This window comes from Saccharopolyspora gloriosae, assembly GCF_014203325.1.
In the GTDB taxonomy this organism is placed as follows: Bacteria; Actinomycetota; Actinomycetes; order Mycobacteriales; family Pseudonocardiaceae; genus Saccharopolyspora_C; species Saccharopolyspora_C gloriosae.
Map to the genome: position 1 here is coordinate 3,833,337 of NZ_JACHIV010000001.1, position 26,124 is coordinate 3,859,460.

The 26,124-nt window shown below is 71.5% G+C and carries 17 protein-coding genes; 5 read left to right on the plus strand and 12 right to left on the minus strand.

The features are described 5' to 3' along the window. Positions 1 to 151 precede the first annotated feature (151 nt). Positions 152 to 1,402 carry an FAD-dependent monooxygenase gene (locus tag BJ969_RS16965; protein WP_184479878.1) on the plus strand — a complete coding sequence of 417 codons (1,251 nt, stop codon included), beginning with the start codon at positions 152 to 154 and terminating at the stop codon, positions 1,400 to 1,402. Positions 1,403 to 1,609: 207 nt separating this feature from the next. On the opposite strand, the gene BJ969_RS16970 is transcribed toward BJ969_RS16965, so the two are convergent. The 3 genes from BJ969_RS16970 to BJ969_RS16980 all read right to left on the minus strand — a co-directional run bounded on the left by BJ969_RS16970 (position 1,610) and on the right by BJ969_RS16980 (position 6,783). Beyond that, positions 1,610 to 5,257 carry a caspase, EACC1-associated type gene (locus BJ969_RS16970; protein WP_184479879.1) on the minus strand — a complete coding sequence of 1,216 codons (3,648 nt, stop codon included), beginning with the start codon at positions 5,255 to 5,257 and terminating at the stop codon, positions 1,610 to 1,612. Beyond that, positions 5,254 to 5,583, minus strand: coding sequence for a hypothetical protein (locus tag BJ969_RS16975; protein WP_184479880.1), 330 nt, complete (start codon positions 5,581 to 5,583; stop codon positions 5,254 to 5,256). Before BJ969_RS16975 ends, BJ969_RS16970 begins: the two co-directional genes overlap by 4 nt. Positions 5,584 to 6,036: 453 nt before the next feature. After that, on the minus strand, positions 6,037 to 6,783 hold the full coding sequence (locus BJ969_RS16980; RefSeq protein ID WP_184479881.1) for a methyltransferase domain-containing protein: 747 nt from the start codon (positions 6,781 to 6,783) through the stop codon (positions 6,037 to 6,039). Between the two features lie 483 nt (positions 6,784 to 7,266). Here BJ969_RS16980 and BJ969_RS16985 point away from each other — a divergent pair, with 483 nt between their 5' ends. Further along, positions 7,267 to 8,835, plus strand: coding sequence for a PE-PGRS family protein (locus BJ969_RS16985; RefSeq protein ID WP_184479882.1), 1,569 nt, complete (start codon positions 7,267 to 7,269; stop codon positions 8,833 to 8,835). A 9-nt stretch (positions 8,836 to 8,844) separates the two neighbouring features. Here the strand turns inward: BJ969_RS16985 and BJ969_RS16990 are convergent, their stop codons facing one another. The 3 genes from BJ969_RS16990 to BJ969_RS17000 form a co-directional block, all read right to left on the minus strand. Beyond that, positions 8,845 to 9,537 carry a lysophospholipid acyltransferase family protein gene (locus BJ969_RS16990; RefSeq protein ID WP_246458259.1) on the minus strand — a complete coding sequence of 231 codons (693 nt, stop codon included), beginning with the start codon at positions 9,535 to 9,537 and terminating at the stop codon, positions 8,845 to 8,847. Positions 9,538 to 9,942: 405 nt separating this feature from the next. Further along, positions 9,943 to 10,419: a (2Fe-2S)-binding protein gene (locus BJ969_RS16995; protein WP_184479884.1), complete on the minus strand. Its 477-nt coding sequence runs from the start codon at positions 10,417 to 10,419 to the stop codon at positions 9,943 to 9,945. Between the two features lie 83 nt (positions 10,420 to 10,502). After that, positions 10,503 to 12,854 carry a molybdopterin cofactor-binding domain-containing protein gene (locus tag BJ969_RS17000; protein ID WP_184479885.1) on the minus strand — a complete coding sequence of 784 codons (2,352 nt, stop codon included), beginning with the start codon at positions 12,852 to 12,854 and terminating at the stop codon, positions 10,503 to 10,505. A 267-nt stretch (positions 12,855 to 13,121) separates the two neighbouring features. Here BJ969_RS17000 and BJ969_RS17005 point away from each other — a divergent pair, with 267 nt between their 5' ends. Beyond that, positions 13,122 to 14,360 carry a PucR family transcriptional regulator gene (locus tag BJ969_RS17005; RefSeq protein ID WP_184479886.1) on the plus strand — a complete coding sequence of 413 codons (1,239 nt, stop codon included), beginning with the start codon at positions 13,122 to 13,124 and terminating at the stop codon, positions 14,358 to 14,360. Positions 14,361 to 14,430: 70 nt separating this feature from the next. Here BJ969_RS17005 and BJ969_RS17010 read toward each other — a convergent pair whose 3' ends face one another. After that, positions 14,431 to 15,039 (minus strand): TetR/AcrR family transcriptional regulator, encoded by a 609-nt coding sequence (locus tag BJ969_RS17010; RefSeq protein WP_184479887.1) that lies wholly within the window; start codon positions 15,037 to 15,039, stop codon positions 14,431 to 14,433. Positions 15,040 to 15,133: 94 nt separating this feature from the next. Between BJ969_RS17010 and BJ969_RS17015 the strand changes: the two genes are divergently transcribed. Then, the gene (locus tag BJ969_RS17015) at positions 15,134 to 15,862 is read left to right on the plus strand and encodes a class I SAM-dependent methyltransferase (protein ID WP_184479888.1); all 729 of its coding nucleotides are present in this window, start codon (positions 15,134 to 15,136) and stop codon (positions 15,860 to 15,862) included. 93 nt (positions 15,863 to 15,955) lie between these two features. Here the strand turns inward: BJ969_RS17015 and BJ969_RS17020 are convergent, their stop codons facing one another. From BJ969_RS17020 to BJ969_RS17040, 5 genes are all read right to left on the minus strand, one after another. Then, positions 15,956 to 17,116: a sialidase family protein gene (locus BJ969_RS17020; protein WP_184479889.1), complete on the minus strand. Its 1,161-nt coding sequence runs from the start codon at positions 17,114 to 17,116 to the stop codon at positions 15,956 to 15,958. 214 nt (positions 17,117 to 17,330) lie between these two features. Beyond that, positions 17,331 to 18,533, minus strand: coding sequence for a sialidase family protein (locus BJ969_RS17025; RefSeq protein WP_184479890.1), 1,203 nt, complete (start codon positions 18,531 to 18,533; stop codon positions 17,331 to 17,333). Between the two features lie 444 nt (positions 18,534 to 18,977). Continuing rightward, the gene (locus tag BJ969_RS17030; RefSeq protein ID WP_184479891.1) at positions 18,978 to 20,276 is read right to left on the minus strand and encodes an enolase C-terminal domain-like protein; all 1,299 of its coding nucleotides are present in this window, start codon (positions 20,274 to 20,276) and stop codon (positions 18,978 to 18,980) included. A 219-nt stretch (positions 20,277 to 20,495) separates the two neighbouring features. After that, entirely contained in the window at positions 20,496 to 21,212 is a 717-nt protein-coding gene (locus BJ969_RS17035) for a DJ-1/PfpI family protein (protein ID WP_184479892.1), read from the minus strand. Between the two features lie 100 nt (positions 21,213 to 21,312). Then, positions 21,313 to 22,908, minus strand: coding sequence for an IS1634 family transposase (locus BJ969_RS17040; protein WP_184479893.1), 1,596 nt, complete (start codon positions 22,906 to 22,908; stop codon positions 21,313 to 21,315). 145 nt (positions 22,909 to 23,053) lie between these two features. Between BJ969_RS17040 and BJ969_RS17045 the strand changes: the two genes are divergently transcribed. Further along, positions 23,054 to 25,663 carry a bifunctional FO biosynthesis protein CofGH gene (locus BJ969_RS17045; protein ID WP_184479894.1) on the plus strand — a complete coding sequence of 870 codons (2,610 nt, stop codon included), beginning with the start codon at positions 23,054 to 23,056 and terminating at the stop codon, positions 25,661 to 25,663. Positions 25,664 to 26,124 lie beyond the last annotated feature (461 nt).

The following is a 26,124-nucleotide window of genomic DNA, read 5'->3' on the forward strand; positions in this document are numbered from 1 at the left end:
CGCGCACGACCGAGGTGGCCACCGACGATCACGAGCACGAATCGCGCGTTCTGGTCGGCGCGAGGGCGTGCGCGCCGCGTTCCCCCGAGGATCACCCGGATAGATCTCCGAACAGCCGGATCGGCGTCGGGTCCGTCAGTACCGTCGACGCATGGACGGCACGCGCGCGGGACGGGTCCTCGTCGTCGGAACGGGCATCAGCGGAGTCGCGACCGCCGCGCGGCTGCGCGACGCGGGGTGGCGGCCCGTGCTCGTCGAACGCGCCGCGGCACGACGATCGGGCGGCTACTTCGTCGCGCTGTTCGGCGCGGGCAAGGCCGCCGCCGAACGGCTGGGCGTCCTCGGCTCCCTGCACGACCGCTCCGCCACCAAGCAGCACCTCGACGTCGATCGCCACAACCGGCAGCGCTCCGGGCTCGCGTTCGGCGACATCCCCGGGCGACCGTGGCTGATGACGCGCGGCGACGTCGAACGAGCCGTGTTCGCGAGGCTGCAATCCGACGTGGAGATCCGCTTCTCCACGGTGCCGACCGCCATCGCGCAGGACGACGACGGGGTCGACGTGACGCTGCTCGACACCGCATCGGGCAGCTCGACCCGCGAGCGGTTCGACCTGGTCGTGGGGGCGGACGGGCTGCGCTCCACGGTCCGCTCGCTCGTCTTCGGCCCGCACGACGCGTGCTTGAAGCGGCAGCACCACATGATCGCGGCGTTCCAGCACCCCGGAACCCCGCCGGGATTGGAAGAGGGCCAGGGCGCCACCCTGCTCGAACCGGGCCGGTCGTTGTGGGTGTTCGCGTTCTCCGACCATCCCCCGACCATCCTGCTGTCCTACCGCACCGACGACGTGGACGCCGAGTTCACCCGCTCCCCGGCCGAGAGCGTTCGCGTCGCGTTCGGACCGCAGCCGCTGGGCGCGATGCTGGAGGACGTAGTCACCGCGCTCGACGACAGCGACGAGGCGCTGTTCGACTCCGTCGAAGAGGTGCACCTGGACACGTGGCACCGGGGTCGCGTCGTGCTCGTGGGAGACGCCGCCTGGTGCGTCACCCTCTACGCCGGGATGGGCGTCTCGGCCGGGCTCGCCGGGGCCGACGTGCTCGCCGCCGCCCTAGAACAGCACCCCGGCGACCTGCAGACCGCGCTCAGCGAGTGGGAACGGGTGCTGCGCCCCCACATCGACGCCTACCAGGCCAGCGCCCCCGCGCAGCGCAAGATCTTCGTCATGGACGGCCGCTGGGAGATCCGGCTGCGCCGAATGGTCCCGAAGCTGACCAAGACCCGCTTAGGCAGGCGCTTGGTGCAACGCCTGATGCCGAACATGGACGCAACAGAGGCCCGCAAGGCCGTGGACATCGTCGGCGAAGCCTTGAAATCCTTGCACAGCCGGGAAAACCACTGACCGACCAGCGTTCTCGGCCTGGACAGGGTCGAGCGACGGACTCACTACCTGCCTTTGATCTTGTCATTCGAAGTGAGCGGCGTTGGTCGTTGTCCTGTCAGCGGCGAAGCCGCTGAGCAGCGACCAGCTTGAGCAACCGGCACCGCAGCGGGTTCTCAGCGGTTTCCTCGCGAGGACAGCTACCCAGGCCGAACAACCTCACCCCGATCACGCGAGTGCTTCGTTTGTGTCGTCGCGTTCGTAGAGTCGCCACACGGGCACGCGCACGGCCGAACGCACCCCACGCTCCGGATCGAGCAGGTCCCGCTTGCGCAACATCCGGTGCAGGTGCTCGCCCGGATCGACGCCCGCGGCGGGGCCGCGGTCGAGCAGCACCGAGAGCGGAACCCCGCCGTGCGACACCGTCGCGTCCACGCGGTGCCCGTTGAGCACCTGGTTCAGCTGCACCGCGGCGCCGGGCACGAGACCGTACAGCCGCTGCTGGTGCTCGTCCGGGTCCGGCAGGGCGTGCCCGTTGCGCGCCGCGGCGGCGAGTTCGCCGCCGACTCCGGCGCGGGTGCTCCAGTACTCGGCGTTCCCGGCCACGATCAGCTGCGAGCGGGCGCGGGTGATCGCGACGTTCCACAGGTTGCGCTGCTCTTCCAGCCACCGCACCGATTTCTCCTCGATGCCGGGGGCCGCGACCGGGGAGAACACGATCACGTCGCACTCGCCGCCTTGGAACGCGTGCACGGTGTCCACCTTGATCCGCGGGTTCCCGGCGAGCCGCCGGTCCAGCAGCCGCTGCTGCGGGCGGAACGGCGTCACCACGCCGATCGTGGCGTCCACCGGTAGCGAGCGCCGCAGCGTCGCCACGATCCGCACGACGGCGTCGGCCTCCTCCGCGTTCTGCCACGTACCGCCCGCCGCCGGGGTGGCCGCGCGACCGGCGACGTGCTGCCACTCCAGTGCGGGTCGTTCCATCGCGGGCCTGCCTCGGATGTCGGTGAGCACCGCCAGTTCCCCGTCGTAGAACAGCCGGTTGGCCGTGTCCGCGATGCGCGGGTGGCAGCGGTAGTGCTCGTCGAGCAGCAGCGCGCCGCCGGTGGCGCGTTCGGCGGCGTGGAACGCGGAGTGGCGCACGAAGGTCAGCGACCGGCGTTCCAGCCAGTCCGCCCGGATCCCGACTTCGCGGCGGACTCCGGCTTCGCCGACCGGGTCGAGCTTCGCGATGTGCTTGAGCTGCATGACGTCCCCGATCACCACGGCCCGCCGCGCGCGGAACAGCAGCGGCAGCACCGGCGCGATGCCGCACTGGCTGGCCTCGTCGATGACGACGAGGTCGAACAGGCCGGGTTTCAGCGGGAAGCGGTTCGCGGACTGGCAGGTGACCGCCCAGCCCCGCACGTGCTCCAGCACGGCCTGCACCTCGGGGCGGTCGAAGGAACCTTGCCGCTCCAGCAGGGCGCGGATGGCGCGGCGTCCTTCGCGGGCGGCGTCGCGCACCGCCGTGCGCAGCACCGTCGCGGACGCGTCCCGCGCCGAGTCCGCCGCCGCCCGCAGCGACTCGGCGAGCCGCTGGTCGTCGGGCCGGTCCCGCAGCAGCGCGCGCCGGTCCTGCCACACCTGCTCGGCCTCGGCGAACTCGGCGACCCGGCGGCAGATCGCGGCGGGCTCGGGGTCGGCGCAGTCGTGCGGATCGATGCGCATCGCGCGCACCACCCGGGAACGCCGCCACCCCGCGAGCACCCACGCCGTCGCCGCCGCGCCCGCCCGCCGCGCCCACCGCTGAGGCCGCTGCCCCAGCAGTTCCACGAGTTCCGCTTCGGTGCGCCCGAGCGCTTCCGCCGCGTCGTGCCGGGTGGCGCCCGCCGCCCGCAGTTCGCCGTCGAGGCGGCCGATGGCGCCGAGATCGCGGCGGGCCCGGGTGGCTCGGTGTTCGGCGGCGGCGAGTTCGGCGATGGCCGTCGCGCGCCCCGGCTCCTGCGGTGCGTCGCCCGCGAGCAGGCGCAACGAGTCCGCTTCCCGTTCCCGGTTGGCGCGGGAACCGGTGCGCACCAGCGCGCCCGGCTGCACCTGCTCGCAGCGGTGCCACACCTCGTCGACGGCCTTGTTGTTCGTGGACGCCACCAGCACCCGCTGCCCGTCGGCGACGGCGGTGGCGACGATGTTCGCGACGAGCTGGCTCTTGCCGGTGCCGGGCGGACCGGTGACCGTGCTGAGCCGCCGCGTCATCGCCCCCAGCAGCGCTTCCCGCTGCCGATCGTTCAGCGACCACGGCGCGACGACCCGCGGCGTGTCCGCTTCGGTGGTGGTGTCGCCGTCGAACAGCGCGCCGAGCGCGGTGTCCCGGATCCTGCCCGGTTGTTCCGCGATGGCCGCGAGGTCCTTGAGCACTCCGGCGTCGGCCTTGCCGCCCCGCGGCACCGCCAGCAGCACCGCCGCGTTGCGCGCGCCCTCCCCCGGCGACCGGTCGTCCAAGACCTCGTCGAGCGAGTCCGGCACCAGTTCGGCGTTGTTCTGCCACCGGTAGGTCTCGCGCAGCAGCGCCAGCACGTCGGCGGCCATCCGCTGCCGCTGGCCGCCCTGCCAGTTCGGTTCGAAGCTCTCCGCGAGCACGTCGGCCTCTTCCTTGCCGAGCTTCTTCTTCGCCAGTCCCGGATGCGGCAGCACCGGGCCGGAGGGGCGCAGCCTCCGCCGACCGGTTCCGGTGTCGACGAGTTCGACCCGGCGCACCAGCAGCGGCGCGAACTCCGGTCCGGAGCCGCGGCGCCGGTCGTGCAGCACGACCGCCGGATATCCCGCCCACAGCTCCCCGCCCTGCCGTTCGGCCTCGTCGAGGAACTTCTCGGCCTCCGGCGGGACGGGCGCGCAGCCGTCGTCGTCGAGCTCACCGCACAGGAACCGCTCCTGGCCGGGCAGCATCGCGTACTGCTCGCCTTCGGCGCGGACCGGGATCAGGCCGGTCTCCGGGGTCGCGGCCAGCAGGCAGCGGCGGTGGTAGTCGAGCAGCGCTTCCCGCCCCGGTGCCGCCTTCGGCGCGGCCGGGGCCGGTCCTTCGACCGCGGGACCCGCGGGGCGCGCGGCGAGCGGTTCCAGCACCGGCGCCGCTCCTCGCGGGCAACGCGCCAGCACGATGCGGTCGTCCACGCCGATCGACGAGCTCACCGGCACCTGGCCGCCGTCCTCGCGCATCCGCTGGTTGACGTAGCCGAAGAGGTCGGCGACGGTGACCACTCCGCTTCCGTCGTGGCCGACCTTGCCGGTGCGCAACGCCTCCACCAGCCGCCCGGTGAACGCCGACGGTTCCCCGTCCGCCCCCGCCACGGCGGGTTCGCGGGCGCGGGCGGAGCCGATCACGTAGACGCCGCGGCTGCTCAGCGGCGACGGCCGCTTCCGGGCGGCCCGGGTGCTCTTCAGCGGCTTGTGCTTGGTCTCGAAGCCGAGCGCGAATCCGCCGCTGGCGCAGGAATCCAGGATCGCGACCTTGTGCGGCGAGCGGCACGCCTCCAGCTGCTCGTTGACGAATTCGGCCCCGACCCCGGTGCCCGCGATGTCGTCGAGGCTGGTGTCCGTGGCGAGGAAGACGTACTCCCCGTCGACCGCGACCATCCGCTCGCCGTGGCCGGTGATGTAGAGCAGCGCGAGCTCGTCCGGGCCGCAGTCCTCCAGGAATCCGGCGATCTCCGCGCGCATGTCGTCGGCCGTCGGGTCGTGCACGACGCGGACGGGCTGGAATCCGCCGATCTGCCGGTGTTCCAGCACTTGCCGCAGCAGCCCGGTGTCGGTGCGGCTGGAGGGCAGCGCCTCGATGCGCTCGTCGCGGTGGTGCCCGGTGCCGATCAGCAGCGCGCGTCGGCGCTGCGGGCGGGTCACGCCCGGCCCCGCAGGTCACGCGGCAGCGACTTCACCAGCTCGGCGCACTCGTCCGGACGCCCGGCCAGCCACAACGACCGGCCGCCGAGCGTCAGCTCCACGCGGCGGGTGCGCTCGCGGGCGCACCAGGAACTGATCGAGGACAGCAGCATCGAGGCGCTCGCCGAGCCGGCCGCTCCCAGCGACGCCCACAGCAGCAGGTCGGTGGCTGTCCCGCCCTTGTACCCGTCGCCGTGGGGTTCCCGCTCGGTCGCGAGGGAGACCTGCACTCCCAGCGAATCGCGGAGGTCGTCGCGCAACGATCGCACCAGACGCTCTTCGCGCATCGGGTCGTCCGCTGCCGCCACCCTGATCCAGAAGACCGTCGAGCCGTCCGCCATACCGCCCTCTCCAGCTGAATTCGCCCAGATCGCCGCAGAGCCTAGAAGATCGCGCGGCGAATTCGGGCAGATTCGCGGAGATAGCACCCCGACAGCGCAGAACTGAGATGATCTCACTACTTGTGTTTGATCTCGGCTTGGGCAGCGGGTCGGGTGGCGGAACCTCAGGTGCTTCCTCGCTGCGGGATCTTTTTCCCAAGTGGCTCCGCCACGAGGGAAAAAGCTGTCCTCACGAGGAAGCACCTGAGAACCCGCCGGTAGTCGCCTTGCTTTGGTAGTCACTGCTCAGCGGCTTCGCCGCTGACAAGACGACGACCAACGACGCCGCTCACCTGGAACGACAAGATCAAAGACAGGCGGTCAGAACTGCGCGTCGGGGAATCCCGCACTAGTGCGGGATCAGTGCTCCGTCCGGGGGCGTGCCGTGCGGAGGTGGAACGCCGCGCTGGACGGGTGGGCATATTCCGGCAACAAATGATCCACTCGATCACCGGGGTCGAATCCCGCGGACCGCAGCAGATTCTCGGCCTTCGCCGCGGTGAGCCCGGCCCAGTTCGGAGTGGCACGTCCGATCTTCGCGTAGTCGCGCACGATCTTCGCCAGGTAGCGGTGATCCGCGCCAGGCCGCAGCGACGCCAGCACACGGCGCGCGTCGAGGCCCCAGGTGTGCCACACCCCGTCGGCGAGCAGCAGCGCCCCGCCCGGCGCCAGCACGTCCCGCCACGCCCGCAACGCCCGCACCGGATCCGGCAGCGTCCACAGCACGTAGCGCGCGCTGACCAGGTCGAAACCTCCCGCACCGGCCACGTCGCGCACGTCGTGGCCGCCGTGCCCGGCGAATTCGATCTCGACGCCGCGCCGCCGCGCCTCCTCCCGCGCGTAATCCAGCATCGCCGGGGACGGATCGACGGCCGTGACCTCGTGCCCGAGCTCCGCCAGCAGCGTGCTCAGGAATCCGGTGCCGGTGCCCACGTCGAGCACCCGCAGCGGCTCCACCCGATCCGGGAACGCCGCGTGCAGCGCCTTGTCGCAGACCGCCCGCCACGCCTCGCGCTTGTCCTGCGCGTAGCGCTCGTAGAAGTCGTTGTACGCCGCGGCCCGCGCCGTCCAGTTGTCGCGGACGGCTTCGATCGCACGGTCGGTCACGAGCTGGTTCCTTTCGCCGGGTCCGGCCAGCCTGAACGCTCTCGCCACTGATGTGCAACAGTGCGCGCCCCGCCCGACGCAGGTCACACCCCCACCGGCCGGGAGCGGTGCGCCACATCACCCGGCTGGATCACGAGTTCCGGCACCTCGCGGGCAATTCCCCTGCGGTGACTGGCTCCGGCATCCGCACGATCACCAGCCGTGATCATGACCTGCGGCACTGGCACGCGAGCGACGGCGAGTCGCACGACACCGCCGAGGGCTGGACCCCGGTGGGACCGCCTTCCACGACGTGCGCCACAACGGCGACCGGCGAGCACGCGGCGTGGTCCTTCCGGGGACCACGCCACCTGATTCCGCCGTTCGACCGCCGCCGCTGTCCATAAGGTCAACAACGCTGCCCCCGACGACGCACTTCCGGGCCTTCCGCGCTCGAAGCGCCTGCACGATTCTGCGGGTACCTCGATCGCGAAGGGATCACGGATGCGCGCGGGCAGACACCAGCCGGCCGGGAGTCATCTCTCCACGACGGGCCGTGCCTCGGCACCGCGGCCCGGACGGGCGACGGCGCCGAACCGCTTCGGGCCGGGCGGGCTCGCGCCGGAGCAGATCGAGCAGCTGCAGCGAACAGCGGGAAACCGGGCCGTCGCCGGGACGCTCCAGCGAAGCGCGGAACAACAGGAGGACACGACCTCCGATCCGGTTCAGAGCACGGGAGCGACGGCCAGGACGATCGTCGGCCAGCCCCACGGCGGCCTGCGCAAGATGGCCCCGGACAAGGTGCAAGCCCTGTTCGTCCGGAAGAAGCTCGTGAAGCGGCTGCTGAACGGACCGGTCTTCAACGACGCCGAGATGCAGGACCTCAAAGCGCAGAGACCGACGTGGCTCGCCGCAATCGGAACGGGCGAGTACGCGAAAGCCGTGGCCTACGCCCAGGCGAGCCGGTACGACGATTGGCTCACGCTGCCACCGGGGAAGCGATTGCTCATCGCCACCGTCGAGTGGCGGGAGGGCAAGGGAACGACGCACAAGAGCCCGGCCTACACCCTGGGCAGACACCTGGATCTGCGCGGCGGCGCCGTCGCCGAAGACGAACGCGGCCGAGTGGAGGGAGAACGGGACGCGCAGATCCGCGACGCGTTCGTCAACACCCTTGATCCACCGGGGCTCGCGGCCGATCAGATCGACGACCAGGCTGCGGTCGTGAACGCCAATGCCAACGCCAACGCGATCCTCGCCCGCGTCTTCCTGATCCTGCAGAACGGTCTGCAGCTGTACGAGAAGTCCGGCGCGCACCTCAATCTCACCAACAAGGACGTCGCCCGAGCCCTCGCGCACGGTGGACGGGTCAACATCCGGATTCCCGCGTTGCAGGGCGACGAGACCGGAACCGAGCTCACCGACTGGCTCGGAGTCACCGACGCCGGCGAGCTGAAGGACCCCGCGGTGACGCGCAAGTTCGCCACGCACCACATGTCCGTGCGCGGCACCGGCGGGAAGTTCAAGGAACGCGGCGGGAAGATCGCGGCCGTGCGCAATGCCCTGACCTGGGGGGACAAGCGAGTCCGGCTCTACGGGGTGGACCTCGCGGCCGACGGCCTCGGCAATCGCGACTTCAACGGCGATGTCATCCTTCCCGACGGCGGGCACGGTCACATGCTGCTGGTGTTCACGCCGCCGCGCCGGAAGCGGGACGGTGCGCTGGAAGTCGGCATCGAGACGACCAAACCCCACGGCAAGAGTCCCGTCGGGTACCGGCACAACATCCTCTCGACCGAAGCCACCGCGAATCCCGAGTCCAGCACTTACGGGCACAAGAAGGACAAGCTCGGCGACGGGAAGCTGGCCGACAACCAGCGCTACGTGGACCTGTCCACGATGTCGCCCGTCTCCGGAGACTGGATGAAATTCCTCCAGAGCTTGAAAACGGACTGGGAGCAGCGCTTGACCGCCACCGAGAACGACCCGGCCGCTCGGCGAGCGCTGCACGAAGACCTGGTCGGCCCCCGGCAAGGCCGGTTCTCTCCCTCGATGCAGGAAGATCAGCCATGACGCGGAGCCTCACGCCGCAGGCGGCTGCTCCTCGCGGGCGTCGGCGAGCAGCGCGGTGATCGCGGCCATGATGCGGTCGGTGGCCTCCCGCAGCACCGCGGCGGTGAGCGGCTTGCCCATGAGGTCGTCGAGCGGCACCGCGGGACCAGCGACGAGGTCGATCGGGGTACGGCGGAACAGCCTCGGCAAGCCGCCGCGCGGCAGCAGGTGGTGGGTGCCCCAGTTGGCGAGCGGGATCACCGGGACTCCGGTGGTGAGCGCGACGCGGGCGATGCCGTTCTTGCCGCGCATCGGCCAGTGCTCCGGGTGGTCGGAGAAGGTCGCCTCGGGGAAGAACAGCACGCACTCGCCGTCCTCTGCGGCCGCGACCGCGTCCCGGTAGGCGTCCTGCGCTCGCGCGGTGCCGCGGTGCACCGGGATGTGGCCTCCGGAGCGCATCACCCGTCCCACCACCGGCATCCGCCACAGGTCGTCGCGCGCCAGGTAGCGCGGGACGCGCCCGGTGGCGAGGCAGAACGCGGTCACCGTGATCGGATCGGCGAACGACAGGTGGTTCGAGGCCACCAGCACCCCGCCCCGCTCCGGCAGGCCCCCGCGGAACCGCAACCGGGAGCTGAGCACCAGCACCGGCCACAGCACGTCGATCGCCAGCCCGAACCAGAACCCGCGCCCCCGCCGGGGGAAACGCCTGGTCAACCGCATCGTCCCGGCCACGGGGGGACCGCTCGCATCGCTGTGCACAACCCCCATTCGTAGCCGACGCCCCCAGCGACCGGTCACCCCACCCACCGCAGGCGAACGGACCGTTCGACCAAGCCCACTGGACGAACGGGCCGTTCACCCCGAACGCCTCCCGAGTCAACGGCCCCTTTGCCCAATCCCGTTGGTCAAACAGGCCGTTCACCCCGAGCAGCTCCCCGAGTGAACGGACCGTTCGACCAAACCCACTGGACGAACGGGCCGTTCACCTCGAACAGATCCGAGCGAACGGACCCTTTGCCCAACCGCATTGGACGAACAGGCCGTTCACTCCCAACGCCTCCCGAGTCAACGGACCGTTCGACCAATCCCGTTGGACGAACGGGCCGTTCGCTTCGGCTTCCGCACTCACATGTTCTGGGCGCCGGACTTGATGGCCTTGCGGATTCGGGTGTAGGTGCCGCAGCGGCAGATGTTGCGGATCTCGTCGAGGTCCGCGTCGGTGATGTCGCGGCCTTCCTCGGTGACCTGCCGGACCTTCGCGACGGCCGCCATGATCTGGCCGGGCTGGCAGTAGCCGCACTGGGCGACGTCCTCCTCCAGCCACGCCTCCTGCATCGGGTGCAGGTCCTGGCCGACGGTGCCGGGCAGGCCTTCGATGGTGGTGACCTCGTCGTCCGGCGTGATGTCGCCGACCCGCACCGAGCAGGGGTTGAACGCCTTGCCGTTGATGTGCGACGTGCACGCCTTGCAGACGTTGATGCCGCACCCGTACTTCGGCCCGTAGAAGCCGAGCACTTCGCGCAGCACCCACAGCAGCCGCACGTCGTCCTCGATGTCCACGGTCACGGTCTCGCCGTTGAGCCGGAAAGTGTGCTGTCCCATGTCGAAAGCTCCTCCGATGGATGGCGCGCGCCCGGCCGCGGACGGCTTCGCGGCCGGGCGGGGCGAAAAGCGGGAAGGTCGGCTCAGTACGCGAAGTCGAGGCCGTTGGTGGGCGACTGCGGCAGCGGCGGAACGGTGGGCTTCGGGGTGAAGCTCAACTCCCCGTGATTGATCGGGAAGCTCGTGGGCATGGTCCCGGTCGCGGCGCCGTAGGCGCAGGCCGTCGCGGCCATCGCCGAGGGCACCGCGAATTCCCCGGCGCCACCGGGTTTCCCCGTCGTCGGCGGCATGATGATGATCTCGACCTCCGGCGGCGCGTTCCACTGCCGGGTGTAGAAGTAGTCGTCCCAGCTGCCTTCGAGGAACGTGCCGTCCTTGAGGTGCAGGCTGGAGGTGAGCGCCTGCGCGATGCCGTCGGAGATGCCGCCCTGCATCTGCGCTTCCAGTCCGCGCGGGTTCAGCGCGAGCCCGGTGTCCACGGCCAGCACCACCTTGGTGACCCGCGGACCGGTGACGGCGTTGCGGATCTCGCGGTTCACCGTCTCCGGGCGGCAGTCGATCTCCACGAGCGTCGCGGACGCGCCCTTGTACTCCTTGTGCACGGCGAGTCCCTGCGCGATACCCGGTTCGGTGCTGCGGCCCCACTGCCCGACTTCGGCGACCTTGTCCAGCACCGCGATCAGCCGTTCGTCGTCGAGGAAGGAGCGGCGGAACTCGTAGCGGTCCTTGCCGAGCTTCGCCGCGAGCTGATCGACGATGAGCTCCTGCGCGGTGCGCACGTCCGGGTTGAACAGGTTGCGGTTGCTGCCGGTCGGGAACGTGTCGTACTGCATGATCTCGTTGAGCAGCTGCGTCGTGACGCCGAACTTGTAGGGCACGCCGACGGTCAGCTCGAACACGGGCAGCGAGAACCCGGCGAAGTTGCCCAGCCCCAGCGGGGGCAGCCGCGCGGCCAGCGAGGTGATCGCCTCGGCGAAGCCCATCGTGTAGTCGGTGGCGACGCTGGTGTGGCGCTGCTCGAAGGTGAGCACCTTGTCGCCGGTGTAGCCGGCGCGGATCCGGGAGGTGCACATCGGGTGCGTGCGGCCCTGGCGGCATTCGTCGGTGCGGTGCCACATGAGCTTGACGCGCTTGCCCATGGCCTTCGAGATCTCCACGGCCTCCAGCACGACGTCGTTGAACATGCGCCGCCCGAACGCGCCGCCGCCCTGCTGGACGTGCACCGTGACCAGTTCCTGCGGGATGCCGAGCTTCGCGGCGACCTCCTGCTTGCACAGGATCGGCGATTGCAGGCAGGACCAGATCTCGACGCCGTCGTCGCGCACGTCGGCGACGGCGGTGTTCGGTTCCAGCGCGGCGTTGTTGCGGAAGTGGAAGGTGAACTCGCCCTCCACGGTCTCGCCCACGTCCGGCACGACCAGCGGGATCTCGGCGGCCTTGATCTTCTCCAGCACCGTCTCGTCGGATTCGCCGTCGACGCTGCCCGGCCCCCACGCGACCTCCAGCGCGTTCACCGCGTCGATGCACTGGCCGAAGGTGCGCCCGCGCACGGCGACGCCGGTGGAGATGACGGCGACGTCGGTGATGCCCGGCATGTCCCGGACGGCGTCGAGGTTCGCGACGGATTCCGGCGTGCCCTTGATGGTCGGCGGCCGGCACACCATCGTCGGCAGCGCGTCCGGCACGTCGAGGTCCATGCTGAACTGCTTGCGCCCGGTGACCGCGTCGCGGGCGTCGAGCCGGTTCTGCGGTTTGCCGAGGACGCGGAACTCCGATTCCGGCTTGAGCACCGCCTCGACCTGCTTGGTGACGTCGCTGGCGGCCTTCTCCGCGAGTTCCCCGTAGGGCAGCTGGGTCCCGGCGACGGAGGTGATCACGCCGAGCTTGCTGGTCAGCAGCGACACGGGTTCGCCGAGTTGGGCGGACGCGGCCTGCAGCAGCCGTCCGCGCGCGATGGCCGCCGCGACCCGGACCGGGGTGTAGATCGAGATCGCGGTGTTCGAACCGCCGGTGAACTGGTTGAACATCAGCTCCGGGCGCGCGTCGGCGAGCGTCACGTCGACCTTCTCGACCGGCAGGTCCAGCTCCTCCGCGATGATCATCGCGACCATCGTGGTGATGCCCTGACCGCTTTCGACCCTGGGCAGCGCGAACGACGCGGTGCCGTCGGGGTTGACCTGCACCGAGATGAGGTTCGACGTCGGCAAAGCCGCCTCGGTCAGCAGGTCGTTGAGGTCGAAGATGTCCGACGGTTCCGGCAGCGCCGCGTGCGCGGCGGCCGGGTCGGCGAGCTGCCCGAGCTGCGCGGCGGCGGCCACGGTGGGTGCCGCGAGCAGCAGGCCGAGGAATCGGCGGCGGCCCAGCCCCGCCGAGCCGGGCTCGGTTCCGGCGAGTGCGTCCGGGGTCTCGGGGTGGAGCGAACGGCGCTGTTCCATCGAGTTCCTTTCGCCGCCCCGGCCTGCGCGGCGGGACGGGCGATCGATCGGCGTTGATCGGTGGTGGGATCAGTGCCTCATCCTGATCAGCGCGACCGCTGTGATCGAGGACATATCGCCCAGCGATCTCGCTCGGATCTTGTGCGGATTGCTCCAATCCGGCGCCCGGACGGCCCAGCGGGCGCTCGCGCGAGTGGTGGACTTGCCGTGATCGGGTAACTAGCCTTCCCCGAACGGTGCTCGCGAGAGCCGCAAAGGAGCGGGCTCATGGCCGACGGAACCAGCACGGACAGCTCGACGGTCGACGGTGTGGAACAGCGGATGCTCGCCGGTCTGGCGCACACCTCGCTGACCAGGCTGCCCGGACTCGCCGACGCGCTGGTGGAGCAGACCTGGGGCGACGTCTACACGCCCGACGGGCCGGTGGGCAAGGACGACCTGTGGCGGTCCTGCCGGGACAACATCCACAGCATCCTCACCACGCTCGCGGGCTCCGGCCCGTCCCAGCAGGACCTGCTGCGCGCGGCTCGCGCCACGGGTTCGCGCCGGGCGCAGCAGCACTGCCCGCTGGATTGGGTGCTGCACGCCTGGCGGCTCGGCGGCCAAGTGCTGTGGACCGACCTGGCCTCCCGCAGCGGCGCGCAGAGCCCGGAGGAGTTGCGCCGGCTCGTCGGCGCCGCCGGTGAGCTGTGGGGCGTCACGGAGCGGTTCTCCACCGAGATGGCGCTGAGCTACCACACCTCGGAGCAGGAGATGCTCGGCGGCGTCGAGCTCCGGCACACCATGATCCTGGACGCGCTGCTGGACGGCCGGGCCGCCGAGGTCCGCGCCGAGGCGGAGCACCTGCTCGACCTGGGCCGGGGCCGCGGCTTCGTGGTCGCGGTCGCGGAGACCTCGGGCGAGCACCAGGTCTCCCCGCGCGGGCTCACCCAGGCGTTGCAGCGCCGCGGCCTGCGCTCGGCGTGGCGGCTGCGCACCGGGTGCCAGGTCGGCATCATCGGCGTCGACGACGGCCGGGCGGGCGAGGTCGCCGCCGCGCTGCGCGAGCACGCGGTGGCGCGCATCGGCGTCTCGCAGGAGCTCACCGCGCTGATGGAGGTCGGCGCCGGGTACCGGATGGCGATGCTCGCGATGGCCACGCTGCCCGCGCACCGGCCGGGCGCGGTGGCGCTCGACGACTGCCTGCCGGACGCGCTGGCGCTGAGCTCGCCGCAGCTGGCGGACCGGATGGTCGCGGTGACGTTCGGCCCGGTGCTGGCCCTGCCCGCGGCCGAGCGGGAGGAGCTGCTGCGCACCACCTCGGTGTGGATCAGGTCGCTGGGTTCGACGCTGCGCGCCGCGAAATCCCTGTACTGCCACCGGAACACGGTGCTCAACAGGCTGCGCAGGCTGGAGTCGCTGACCCACCTCGACCTCAGCGACGTGACGGTGTGGCCGCAGGTCCTGCTGGCGCTGTCCATCCTCCGCCGCGAAGGCCGCCTGCCCCCGGAACTCGACTCGGCGTGACTCCATGGCAGCGACTCCCGCAGCGCCGCGATCGCGAACTCCGCACCGGTCGCCGGAGGCGCTGCGCGGCTCAGCTCGCGGTCGAGCCCGCCGCGGTGAGCGCCGCCCACGCCGCCGCCGTGACGAGATCGCGGTCCTGTTCGGACAATCCCGGGCCGATGCCGGATTCGGGCGGGCGGTTCAGCGCCAGCGCGTCGACGTCGCGGGCGGGGATGATCGCGCCCCGGATCGTGCCCAGCGCACACCGGGCCAGCAGCAGATCCGCGGCCTCGCCCGAGACCGCGAGGGCGCGCTCCAGGGCACCGAGCCCGCCGAAGAGGTCGTCCTCCGCCAGCAGGACCTGCCGGGCCGACGAATCGTAGAGGGTGCCGCGCAGGACGTGGCGGTTGTCGTCGAACAGGTCCACCACCCGGCGCAGCAGGTCGCGCCGCGGCTCGGCGCGGGATTCGGCGGCGCGCACGCACGCGGTGAGTTCCACCGCGACCGGGGCGACCAGCTCGCGCAGCAGGTCCTCCTTCGCCGGGAAGTGGTAGTACAACGCCGCTTTCGTCATCTCCAGGTGTTCGGCGATGTCGCGGATCGACGTTCCCGCGTAGCCGCGTTCGAGGAACAACGCGCGGGCCGCCTCCAGCACCCGCTGCCGCGTGCGGATCGCCGAGCTTCCGGCCGTTCTCGCCATGACCACCTCCCTGCCGTGGGCTCCGAGGTTAGCGGACCCTTGACGACCACAGTAATCTACCGGTCGTCCGATTAATTACACGACGGAGGACGCGATGCCGGACGACGAGCGCTTCGCCAAGACGATCGACCTGGGACGAACCGACTTCGACGCCGTGTACCGCGGCGACGGACTGGCCGAAGTCCCCTTCGAGAAACCCCCGTGGGACATCGGTGAGCCGCAGCCGCAGGTGGTGCGGCTGGAACGGGACGGCGCGTTCCGGGGCCGGGTGCTCGACGCCGGCTGCGGAGCGGGCGAGAACGCGATCTTCCTCGCCGCGCGCGGATACGCCGTGACCGGCGTGGACGGCTCCCCGAGCGCGATCGAGATCGCGCGGCGGCGAGCCTCCGACCACGGCGCCGACGTCACCTTCCAGGTCGCCGACGCGACCCGGATGGACGGGGTACCGCAGGAATTCGACACCGTCCTCGACAGCGCGCTCTACCACTGCCTGCCGGAGGACGCGCGGGCCGCGTACTCCGCGGCCCTGCACCAGGTCACGCGGCCCGGCGCCGGGCTGCACCTGCTGTGCTTCGCCGACGTCGAGCGGCGAACGCCGTTCATCCCTGCCGCGATCAGCCAGGACGAGCTCCGCGCGAACTTCGGGGCGCACTGGCGGATCGCCGGCATCGAGGAGGTCGACTACTCCGCGGCGTTCGACGAGGAGACCGCGGTCCGCACCTTCGGGGAGCACTTCGCGAGCGCGCCCCCCGGGCGGATCACCACGGACGACGAAGGCCGCATCACCATCCCTATGTGGCACCTGCGGGCCGAGCGAGCCTGACCGCCCCGATTCCCCCGCGCGCGGCGCACCCGCCCACCGGCGATTGCGCCGCGCGACCCTCCGGGCGAACGCGCAGGTCCGCGGCCTACCGGATCACAGCGCGCCCGTCGCGTAGTAGGCGCGGCACTTGCCGCTGTCGTCGTAGTCGGTGGCGATCTCCAGGATCTTCGACGTATCGGCCAGCGGGGTCAGCGCGGAGCTGTAGTTCGGGCAGGGTTCGTTGCGGGCGCCCGGGACCTGGACCGGCGCGAGGATCTCCGCGTTCTCGCCCGAGCCCGGCGCGTCGCTGACGAACAGGGTCGCGCCGTTGCCCTCGGCGACCGTGCCGTCGGGGTGCTTGAGCTCCTGGCCGACGGTCACCACCTTCCCGTCCGGCGTGCCGTCGTCCACGACGGTGATCTTCGGCGCGTGCGCGAAGAACCTGCCGTCCGGGAGGGTGAGCAGCGTTCCGGCGTCGGCCGGGTCGCCCCAGTTCGAGCCGTCCTCGGAGAGCCGGAAGTACGCGGCGCAGTCGTGCGCGTCGCCGGTGCCGCAGATCTCGTAGGAGAAGTAGTACCGGTCGTCGGGCAACCGGCGGATCACCGGCATTCCCGGTCGCTGCCCCGGATTCTCCAGCGCCACCACGTTCTCCGGCGCTCCCCAGTTCACCCCGTCGGTGGACGTGGTGCGGCGCAGCACCTGGCTGTGCGCGGGCTGGTCGTTCTCGTCGGCGAAGTAGCAGCCCAGCGCGCCGCCCGCGTCCACCGCCAGCTCCGGCTCCCAGAATCCCTTGTCGCCCGAAGCGGTCCCGCAGGTCGACAGGTACGACCAGGTCCGGCCCTGGTCGCGGCTCTGGAACACCGGCAGGTGCATCCGCCGGTTCTCCTCCTCGGCGCCGACGCTCGCCGTCCACAGCAGTGTTCCTTCCGGCAGGTCGCCCACCTGCCGGGGCAGTTCGAGCATGCTGCCGCAGCACAACCCGGTCGCGAACGACGGATCGCTGATCCGCCCGACCTCGGTGAACGTGGTGCCTTCGTCGGTGCTCTCGTAGATCGGGGCGGTGCCGCCGTCCGCGCCGAAGCTCACGGTGGCGGCCAGCACCGCGCCCGACGCTTCGCCTGCGTGCTGCAGCCGCACCGACGTCGGGTACAGCCCGACGTCGTCGGACAGCGGAGTTCCCGTCGCCGCGGGAGCGGCCGCCGCACCGGTGACGGGGAGCACCAACGCCGCCAGCGCCGCGCACAGCAGCAGCGTTCTCGATTTCGCACCACGCATGGATTCACTCTCCCCAGAACAGGTTCGGCGAACGCACGGACCACCCGGCGATCACGCCGAAGTCTGCCCCGGCGAGCCCGCGCGCGGTGACCGCCACCGGGGTGGCGAGGGCTTTCCCCCGCACCGGAGCGGACTCAGGAGTCCTTTCAGAACGACCTGCGCGGCTGGTCGCTCTGACAAGACATCGATCGAAAGATCATTCTGAATGGCCCCCTCAGAGGGGACCGGTGGCGAAGTAGGCGTGGCACCGCTCGCCTTCGTCCTGGTCCGCCGCGATCTCCAAGATCTGCGAGGGCTCGTCCAGCGGGACCAGCGCGGAGCTGTAGTTCCCGCACGACGCGCCGTCCGCGCTCGGCACGTGGACCGGGGCGGTCGAGGCGGTGAACTCCGCCGTTCCCGGATGTTCGCCGACCAGCAGGGTGCCGCCGTTGCCGTCCGCCGTCTTGCCGTCCGCGTTCTTGAGCTGCTGTCCGACGACGACGAGCAGCCCGTCGGGAGTGCCGTCGTCGATCACCGCGATCTTCGGGGCGTGCGCGAAGAACCTGCCGTCGTCCAGCTCGACCGGCGTGCCCCGGTCGGTCTCGGCGCCCCAGTCGACGCCGTCGGGCGACGTCCGCAAGTGCGCGGCGCAGTCGTGAGTGCCGGACCGGCCGCAGATCTCGTAGGACATGACCGATTTCCCGTTCGGCAGCCGCCGGACCACCGGCATCCCCGGCCGCCGGTCCTTCTCCGGCAAGACCACCACGTCTTCCGGCTCCGACCAGGTGCCGTCGCCGAAGGTGGTCCGGACGATCCGCTGGCTGTGCGCGAAGTCCTCGTTCTCCTCCGCGTACGAGAAGTAGCACTGCAACCGCCCTGCGTCGGTCACCGCCAACTCCGGTTCCCACAGCCCGTCCTTGTTCGCGGCCGTCGCGCAGGGCTGTTCGAGCCGGTTCCAGGTGAGCCCGTGGTCGTCGCTCCGGAACACCGGCGTCGACATCCGCCGATCGTCGTTCGGTTCGTCCGGGGGCCGCGGGTGGTCCGGATCCGGACCGTTCGCGCCGACGCTGGCCGACCACAGCAAGGTTCCCGGCGCCATGTCGCCGACCTGCCGGGGCAGTTCGAGCAGGCTGCCGCAGCACAACCCGGTCGCGAAGGACGGGTCGTGGATCCGGGAGACCTCGGTGAACGTCGCGCCGCCGTCGGTGCTCCGGTAGATCGGCGCGACCCCCGCGGGGAAGCTGATGGTGGCGGCGAGCACCGTTCCGTCGGCCTCGCCCGAGTGCCGCAACCGCACCGCCGTCGGGAACTTCCCGTTGTCCTCCGCCAGCCGCGTACCGCCGGCCGACGTGTCCCGGGCGGCGGTCTCGGCGGCCGGATCGGCGACCGCCCCGCATCCCGTGGCCCCCAGCAGCAACGCGGCCAGCACCGCGCTCACCCGTGCTCCCGATTTCGGCACCGCCATCGTCCCCTCTCCGGCGCGGTCGCACCGCGCACCTGCCCGCGACGTCACGCGGTGATCGGTGCTCAGTGTCGTCAGGGGCGCCGTCGCGCCATACCGCGACACGGCGCCACCCCGGGCGTCGATCGGGCATTCATCGCTGCCCGATCGACGTCTCGCCCCTCCGGCCGGTGAGCGAACGTTCCGCCAGTACAGCCTCACCGGCGCGCACGCCGACGCGGTGGAGTTCACCGTGTCGAGGTCCCGGACGGCGCGACCGCCTACCTCTGCGGTCCGCCCCCCCTTCCTGCGCGCGGTGCGCGGGCAACTGCTGGACCGCGGAGTGGCCCTACGAGGTCTTCGGCCTCGACATGTGCCTGGCGCGGTAGGGCCCAGCTCCGCCGCCCGGCGCCGGTGGGGTTCCGGTGCCAGGGCGGCGGTTCAGGACCACTCCGGGCCGTCGGGAAAGCTGAAGCGGCGCAACGAATCCCGGCGGATCTCCGCGCTGTAGCCCGGCGCCTCCGGCGGCAGGTAGCGACCGTCGCGCATCCGGACCGGGTCGACGAAGTGCTCGTGCAGGTGGTCGACGTACTCGACGACGCGGTCGTCGAGCGAGCCGCTCACCGCCACGTAGTCGAAGATCGACAAGTGCTGCACCAGCTCGCACAGGCCCACTCCCCCGGCGTGCGGGCACACCGGGACACCGCGCGCCGCCGCCAGCAGCAGCACCGCGACGGCCTCGTTGACCCCGGCGAGCCGGCACGCGTCGAGCTGGCAGATGCCGATCGCCTCCGCCTGCAGGAACTGCTTGAACATCACCGCGTTGTGCCCGTGCTCTCCGGTGGCGACGTGCGTCGGGGCGATGGCGCGCTGGATCGCGGCGTGCCCGAGCACGTCGTCGGGGCTGGTGGGTTCCTCGAACCAGTGGATGTCGAACTCGGAGAGGCCACGGTGCCAGCGGATCGCGTCCTGCACGCCGAGCGTCTGGTTCGCGTCGATCATCAGCCGCCGCTGCGGGCCGAGCACCTCGCGGGCGATGCGGCAGCGCCGCCGGTCGTCGTCGAGGTCCGCGCCGACCTTCAGCTTCACCGAACCCCACCCGGCGTCCACCGCTTCCCGGCACAGCCGCCGCAGCTTGTCGTCGTCGTAACCGAGCCAGCCCGCGCTGGTGGTGTAGGCGGGATAGCCGGACTCGCGGACGTGGCGCTCCCGTTCGGCGCGGCCGGGTTCCGCGGCGCGCAGCAGGTCCAGCGCCGCCGCCGGGCTCAGCTCGTCGCGCAGGTACCGCCAGTCCACCAGGTCGACCAGCTGCTCCGGGGGCATGTCGGCGAGCAGCTTCCACACCGGTTCGCCCGCGATCTTCGCCGCCAGGTCCCAGACGGCGTTGACCACGGCCGCCGTCGCCAAGTGCAGCACGCCCTTGTCCGGTCCGAGCCAGCGCAGCTGGCTGTCGGCGGCCAGGTGCCGGGCGAAGCCGCCGAGGTCCGCGGTGATCTCCTCGACGGGCAGCCCGGTCGCCCGCCGCGCGACGGCCTCGACGGCGGCGACGACGAGCTCGTTGCCGCGGCCGATGGTGAAGGTGAACCCGTGGCCCTCGGGGGCGCGCGGGTGGTCGGTGCGCAGCACCAGGTAGGCCGCCGAGTAGTCCGGCGCCGGATTCATCGCGTCGGAACCGTCGAGCTCCCGCGACGTGGGGAACCGCAGGTCCACGGTCTCGAAGTCCAGGATGCGGGCGGTCATCGGCGGCTCCTCGCTGCGGTCGGCCCCGGCGCGTGCCGAGTCCTTGCGGAACGGTTCGCGTGACGGATCGGGGGCGGAATCTCAGCGGCCACCTCGCCGACGGGACGCGGAACGAAGACCATTCTGCAAAAACGCGCTCGCCCCCACCAGAGGGAACGCCCGACGGTAGGAGGAATCCCGTTGTCCCGCACGGGATTCCTCCCTCCGGCGAGACGGAGCTCAGGCCACGGGGCGCCGGGCTCGCTCGACCGCCGCGACCAGCGGGGTCTCCGGGTCCGTCAGGGCCGCGCGGATCCACGCCACCTTCTCGGGATTCGCGCGCTCCGGGCTTCCCGCGTCGAACGGCGGCGCCGGGTCGTACTCCAGGGCGAGCTGCGCGAACTCGGCGGTGTCGTCGCCGAACATCCTCGCCACCAGCGTCAGCCCGAAGTCGATGCCCGCCGTGACACCACCGCCGGTGATCCGGTTGCCGTCCGCGCACACCCGCTGCGCGGCCACCTCCACCCCGAGCCGGCCCAGCAGCTCGCGGGTGCTCCAGTGCGTCGCCGCCCGGTGCCCGTCGAGCAGCCCGGCCGCCGCCAGCACCATGGAACCGGTGCACACGGACGTGACGTACCCGGCGGTGGCGCCGCGGTCGGCGAGGAACGCCAGCGCCGCCTCGTCGGCCATCACCTCGCTGACGTCACCGCCGGGCACGAACAGCACGTCGACCTCGGCCGGGCAGTCCTCGGTGGTGGTCGTCGGCACGATCCGCACCCCGCTGTCGCAGCGCACCGGTCCCGGTGCGACCGCGACCAGCGACACCCGCATGCCCGCTGCCGTGAACACCGCCTGCGGACCCACCAGGTCCAGCAGCGTCATGCCGTCGAACACCAGCATCGCCACCGTGCGGGCGGGCACGTCCGCGTCGAGGGCGGAAATCAGCTTGTCGGTCATCAGTTCTCCGTCGTTCGGTCGGTCCGATGACCTCACGCTAAGGATGATCGACTCCGGGTGACCGGGGCGAAATGGACAGGTTCCGCCGAGTTCCCGCCGATCACCGGCGGCCCGGGGCCGACGCGTCCAGACCGAACAGGTCGTAGAGCCGCTGCTGGACCTCGGTGCGATCGGTGATCACCCGGCGGGTGCGCGGCCTGCCTCCGGTAGACGGGTAGCGCAGCACCGTCTCCTGGATGTCGGCGAGCTGCTCGAACAGCTCCCGCACCGACAGGTCCAGTCCGGCCTCGGTCGCCTCCTGCCGCATCAGGTGCAGCACCGCCACCGCCAGCACCGAGATCATCCGGTGCACCGCGATCGCGTCCCCGCCTCCCGGCGACTGCGGCGCGCTGAGCCTGCCGAACGTGGAGTCCAGGTGGTAGCGGGCGCGGTAGGCGGTGATCACGTCCGCGGCCCGCCACGAATCCCGGTCGGTGACCAGCAGCTGCTTGCCGAAGAACTCGGCGGCGACCCGGCGACGAGCGGTGCCGTCGATGTGCCAGTGCAGCCGCATCTCGCCCGGCGTCGACCCGTGCAGCGCCGTCACCAGCACCCGCTCCACCCAGCGCACCCGGGTGATCCGGGAGATCTCCGCGAGCACGTGGTCCCGCGAACGCCGGTTGCCGCCCGCGGCCAGCGCCTCGGCGAGCCCGTCCAGGCGCCGCGCCGCCTGGCCCAGCGCTTCGGTGAACCCGCGCGCCTGCGCCGCGTGCAGCGTCTCGGAGTGGGTGAGGATGACGCGCCTGCTCACCCCGTCCATCACGATCCGCGTGTCCAGCGCCGTCAGCCCCGGCAACCGCCGCTGGTCCACCGGGCGGCGCGCCGTCGCCGGGTACGCCAGCAGCTCGGGGTGGTCGCCGGGCAGCAGGCCGCCCACGAAACCGAGCCCCGAATCCGGGTGCGGCCGCGGGTGGGTGCCCGCGTCGTAGACCACGGTGATCTCCCCCGCGCCCGCGTGCTCGCGGTACCGCTCGGCGAGCCGGTGCGCGAGCACGCCGTAGGGCGCGCAGTCGTCCCGGTCGCGCAGGTGCTCGTGCGCCAGCAGCGGAATCGCGCCGTCCCGGCTCACCAGCACGCTCATCCCGGCGAGCTCACCGCGATCCGGGACCGCCGGTGCACCCAGGTGCGGCACGTCCACGATCAGCGCGGGCAGGCCGTCGGAGGCGCCCAGCTGATCGCGCACGGCCGCCGACACCCGCGCCTCGACCTCGCCGCGTTCCACCGGGCCCAGGCGGCGCATCGCGCGCCGGAAGCGAGCGCGGTCCCACAGCGGCACCGGCGGCTCCGGGCGGATCAGCCGGGAGACCTCCGGCCACCAGCGACCCGGATCGGTGCGGCCCGCGGTGGCCCGGTGCAGCACCGCCAGCGCCAGGCAGGTGCCCGCGGAGACCGCCGCGCGCTGCCTGCCGACGACCTCGTCGACGATGCCCGCCAGGTCCAGGCGCCGGATCACGCCCCACACCGCGGCCACCTCGCCGAACGGGAGGTGGCGGGTGTGCTCCGGTTCCGCGGCCGCCCGGTTCAGCGCGGCTTCGACGTCCTCGGCCGTGCCCAGGTAGCGCTGGGCGACGATGCGCGGCTTGCCGTCGACCCGGGCCGAGTCGGCGGCGTAGTAGTACGTCCGGCCGTTCACCCGTTTGCCGATGATCGAAGACACCCTTTAGGTAATACACCCGCCGACCCCGCCGGACAACCGGATGTGACGCGCTGATCAGGCAGAACACCGCACCCCGCAGGGCTCCGCCGATGACGCGCGTTCGTGTAGTGGCGGACGCGCGCGGCAGCCGCTTAGCGTTTCGCGCATGGCTTCCGACGACGTTCCCACCACCTCGGCCGCCCCGAACGCCTCCGCGATGCGCCGCGCGCTCGCCCGCGCGCGCGACGGCAAGGCGCTGGACCACGACGAGGTCACCGTGCTGCTGCAGGCGCGGGACTCCGACCTGGACCGGCTCGCCGAATACGCGGCCCGCACCCGCGACGCCGGGCTGGAGGGCGTCGGCCGGGAAGGCGTGATCACCTACAGCCGCAAGGTCTTCATCCCGCTGACCCGGTTGTGCCGGGACCGCTGCGGGTACTGCACGTTCGTCACGGTGCCCGGGCGCGTCGAGTCGCCCTACCTCTCCCCCGACGAAGTGCTCGACATCGCCCGCAAGGGCGCGGCGATGGGCTGCAAGGAAGCCCTGTTCACCCTCGGCGACCGCCCCGAGGACCGTTGGACGGCCGCCCGCGACTGGCTCGACGCGCACGGCTACGACGACACGCTGTCCTACGTGCGGGCGATGGCGATCCGGGTGCTGGAAGAGACCGGCCTGCTCCCGCACCTCAACCCCGGCGTGATGAGCTGGCAGGACCTGCAGCGGCTCAAACCGGTCGCGCCGTCGATGGGCATGATGCTGGAGACCACCGCCAGCAGGCTCTACACCGAGAAGGGCGGGCCGCACTTCGGCTCCCCCGACAAGGACCCCGAGGTCCGGCTGCGGGTGCTCGACGACGCGGGCCGCACCACGGTGCCGTTCACCACCGGCATCCTCATCGGCATCGGCGAGAACCACGACGAACGCGCCGACACGATCTTCGCGATCCGCAAGGCGGCCCGCGCCTACGGCGGCATCCAGGAAGTCATCGTGCAGAACTTCCGCGCCAAACCCGACACCAAGATGCGCGCCACCCCGGACGCCGACCTGCAAGAGCTCGCCGCGACGATCGCCGTGACCCGGCTGGTGCTGGGCCCGAAGATGCGCGTGCAGGCACCGCCGAACCTGATCGGCGACGAGTACGCGCTGATGATCCGCGCCGGCATCGACGACTGGGGCGGGGTGTCCCCGCTGACCCCGGACCACGTGAACCCGGAACGGGAATGGCCGCAGATCGACGAGCTGGAACGGCTCACCGAGCAGGCCGGATTCGCGCTGCGGGAACGGCTCACCATCTACCCGGAGTACGTGCGCGCGGGCGAACCGTGGCTGGACCCGCGGGTCAGCGCGCACGTCGCCGCGCTCGCCGATCCGGAAACCGGGCTGGCGAAGGAAGGCGTGCAGCCGACCGGGATCACCTGGCAGGAACCGGACGGCGGCTGGCAGAACCTCGCGGGCAGCGGGCGCACCGACCTGCACGTCGAGGTGGACACCGTGGGCCGCACCGGCGACCGCCGCGGCGACTTCGACTCCGTCTACGGCGACTGGGACGAACTGGCCGAGCGGGTGCCGAACGCGCCGGAGCGGATGGACACCGACGTGCGCGACGCGCTGCGCCGCGCCGAGCAGGACCCGGCGGGCCTGTCGAACGAGGACGCGCTGGCGCTGCTGCACGCCGACGGCGCCGACCTCGACGCGGTGACCCGGCTGGCCGACGGACTGCGCCGCGACGCCGTCGGCGACGACGTCACGTTCATCGTCACCAGGAACATCAACTTCACCAACGTCTGCTACACCGGCTGCCGGTTCTGCGCGTTCGCGCAGCGGCGCACCGACGCCGACGCCTACACGTTGTCGCTGTCGCAGGTGGGTGAGCGCGTCGACCAGGCGTGGGAGGCCGGCGCCACCGAGATCTGCATGCAGGGCGGCATCCACCCCGACATGCCCGGCACCGCGTACTTCGACCTCGCCGCCGAGGTCAAGCGCAGGCAGCCGGACATCCACCTGCACTCCTACAGCCCGATGGAGGTCGTCAACGGCGCCTCCCGCACGAACCTGTCCATCCGGGACTGGCTCACCAGGGCCAAGGAGTCCGGCGTCGACTCGCTGCCCGGCACGGCCGCGGAGATCCTCGACGACGACGTCCGCTGGGTGCTCACCAAGGGCAAGCTCCCCACGTCGAGCTGGGTCGAGGTCGTCGGCACCGCGCACGAGCTGGGCATCCCCACGACGTCGACGATGATGTACGGGCATGTCGACACCCCGGAGCACTGGGTGGGCCACATCAAGCTCATCGCCGAGCTCCAGCGCAACGCCCTCGACAAGACCGGCAAGCCCGGGTTCACCGAGTTCGTGCTGCTGCCGTTCATCCACCAGAACTCGCCGATCTACCTGGCCGGGCTGGCGCGGGCGGGCACCACGCCGCGGGAGAACCGGGCGGTGCACGCCGTCGCCCGGATCCTGCTGCACGGGCTGATCGACAACATCCAGTGCTCCTGGGTGAAGCTCGGCGTCGACGGCTGCCGCGACGTGCTCGCGGGCGGGGTCAACGACCTGGGCGGCACCCTGATGGAGGAGACGATCAGCCGGATGGCGGGCGCCGACAACGGCTCCTACAAGACGATCAGCGACCTGGAGGAGCTCGTCGGGCCGACCGGGCGCCCGCTGCGGCAGCGCACCAGCCTCTACGGCACCCCCACCGCCGACCGCGTCGAAGCCGCCCGAGCCAGCGACGGCGTCACCCCCGCCGTCCGCAACTCCCTCCCCATCGTGAGCTGACACCCCGGCGCCTCGGTTTCCAGTGAACGGACCGTTCGCCCAACGCGCTTGGACGAACGGTCCGTTCACCTGCCCCAGCGCGAAGTCAACGGACCCTTCGTCCAACGGGATTGGTCGAACGGCCCGTTCACCACTTCTGGGATCGAGTCAACGGACCGTTCGTCCAACCGGCCTAGCCAAACGGGCCGTTCACCACTCCTGGGTTCGAGTGAACGGACCGTTCGTCCAACCGGTTTGGTCGAACGGTCCGTTCACCCACTCCGGTGCGAAGTCAACGGACCCTTTGCCCAACCGGTTCGGTCAAACGGGCCGTTCACCACTCCTGGGTTCGAGTGAACGGACCGTTCGTCCAACGGGGTTGGTCGAACGGTCCGTTCACTCCGCGAGGTCGTCGGGGGATGTGGCGGAATCGGTTCGGGCGGGCGGGGTGAGCCGATAGGGTCGCGGAAGCTGATCTTCCG

What these genes read in the sequence shown, in the direction of transcription:
- BJ969_RS16990 (WP_246458259.1), bottom strand. Translation starts at nt 9,537, where the DNA reads ATGCGGTTGACCAGGCGTTTCCCCCGGCGGGGGCGCGGGTTCTGGTTC.
- BJ969_RS16975 (WP_184479880.1), bottom strand. Translation starts at nt 5,583, where the DNA reads ATGCGCGAAGAGCGTCTGGTGCGATCGTTGCGCGACGACCTCCGCGAT.
- BJ969_RS17035 (WP_184479892.1), bottom strand. Translation starts at nt 21,212, where the DNA reads ATGACCGACAAGCTGATTTCCGCCCTCGACGCGGACGTGCCCGCCCGC.
- BJ969_RS16985 (WP_184479882.1), top strand. Translation starts at nt 7,267, where the DNA reads ATGCGCGCGGGCAGACACCAGCCGGCCGGGAGTCATCTCTCCACGACG.
- BJ969_RS17020 (WP_184479889.1), bottom strand. Translation starts at nt 17,116, where the DNA reads ATGCGTGGTGCGAAATCGAGAACGCTGCTGCTGTGCGCGGCGCTGGCG.
- BJ969_RS17005 (WP_184479886.1), top strand. Translation starts at nt 13,122, where the DNA reads ATGGCCGACGGAACCAGCACGGACAGCTCGACGGTCGACGGTGTGGAA.
- BJ969_RS17010 (WP_184479887.1), bottom strand. Translation starts at nt 15,039, where the DNA reads ATGGCGAGAACGGCCGGAAGCTCGGCGATCCGCACGCGGCAGCGGGTG.
- BJ969_RS16995 (WP_184479884.1), bottom strand. Translation starts at nt 10,419, where the DNA reads ATGGGACAGCACACTTTCCGGCTCAACGGCGAGACCGTGACCGTGGAC.
- BJ969_RS17030 (WP_184479891.1), bottom strand. Translation starts at nt 20,276, where the DNA reads ATGACCGCCCGCATCCTGGACTTCGAGACCGTGGACCTGCGGTTCCCC.
- BJ969_RS16965 (WP_184479878.1), top strand. Translation starts at nt 152, where the DNA reads ATGGACGGCACGCGCGCGGGACGGGTCCTCGTCGTCGGAACGGGCATC.
- BJ969_RS17015 (WP_184479888.1), top strand. Translation starts at nt 15,134, where the DNA reads ATGCCGGACGACGAGCGCTTCGCCAAGACGATCGACCTGGGACGAACC.
- BJ969_RS17000 (WP_184479885.1), bottom strand. Translation starts at nt 12,854, where the DNA reads ATGGAACAGCGCCGTTCGCTCCACCCCGAGACCCCGGACGCACTCGCC.
- BJ969_RS17045 (WP_184479894.1), top strand. Translation starts at nt 23,054, where the DNA reads ATGGCTTCCGACGACGTTCCCACCACCTCGGCCGCCCCGAACGCCTCC.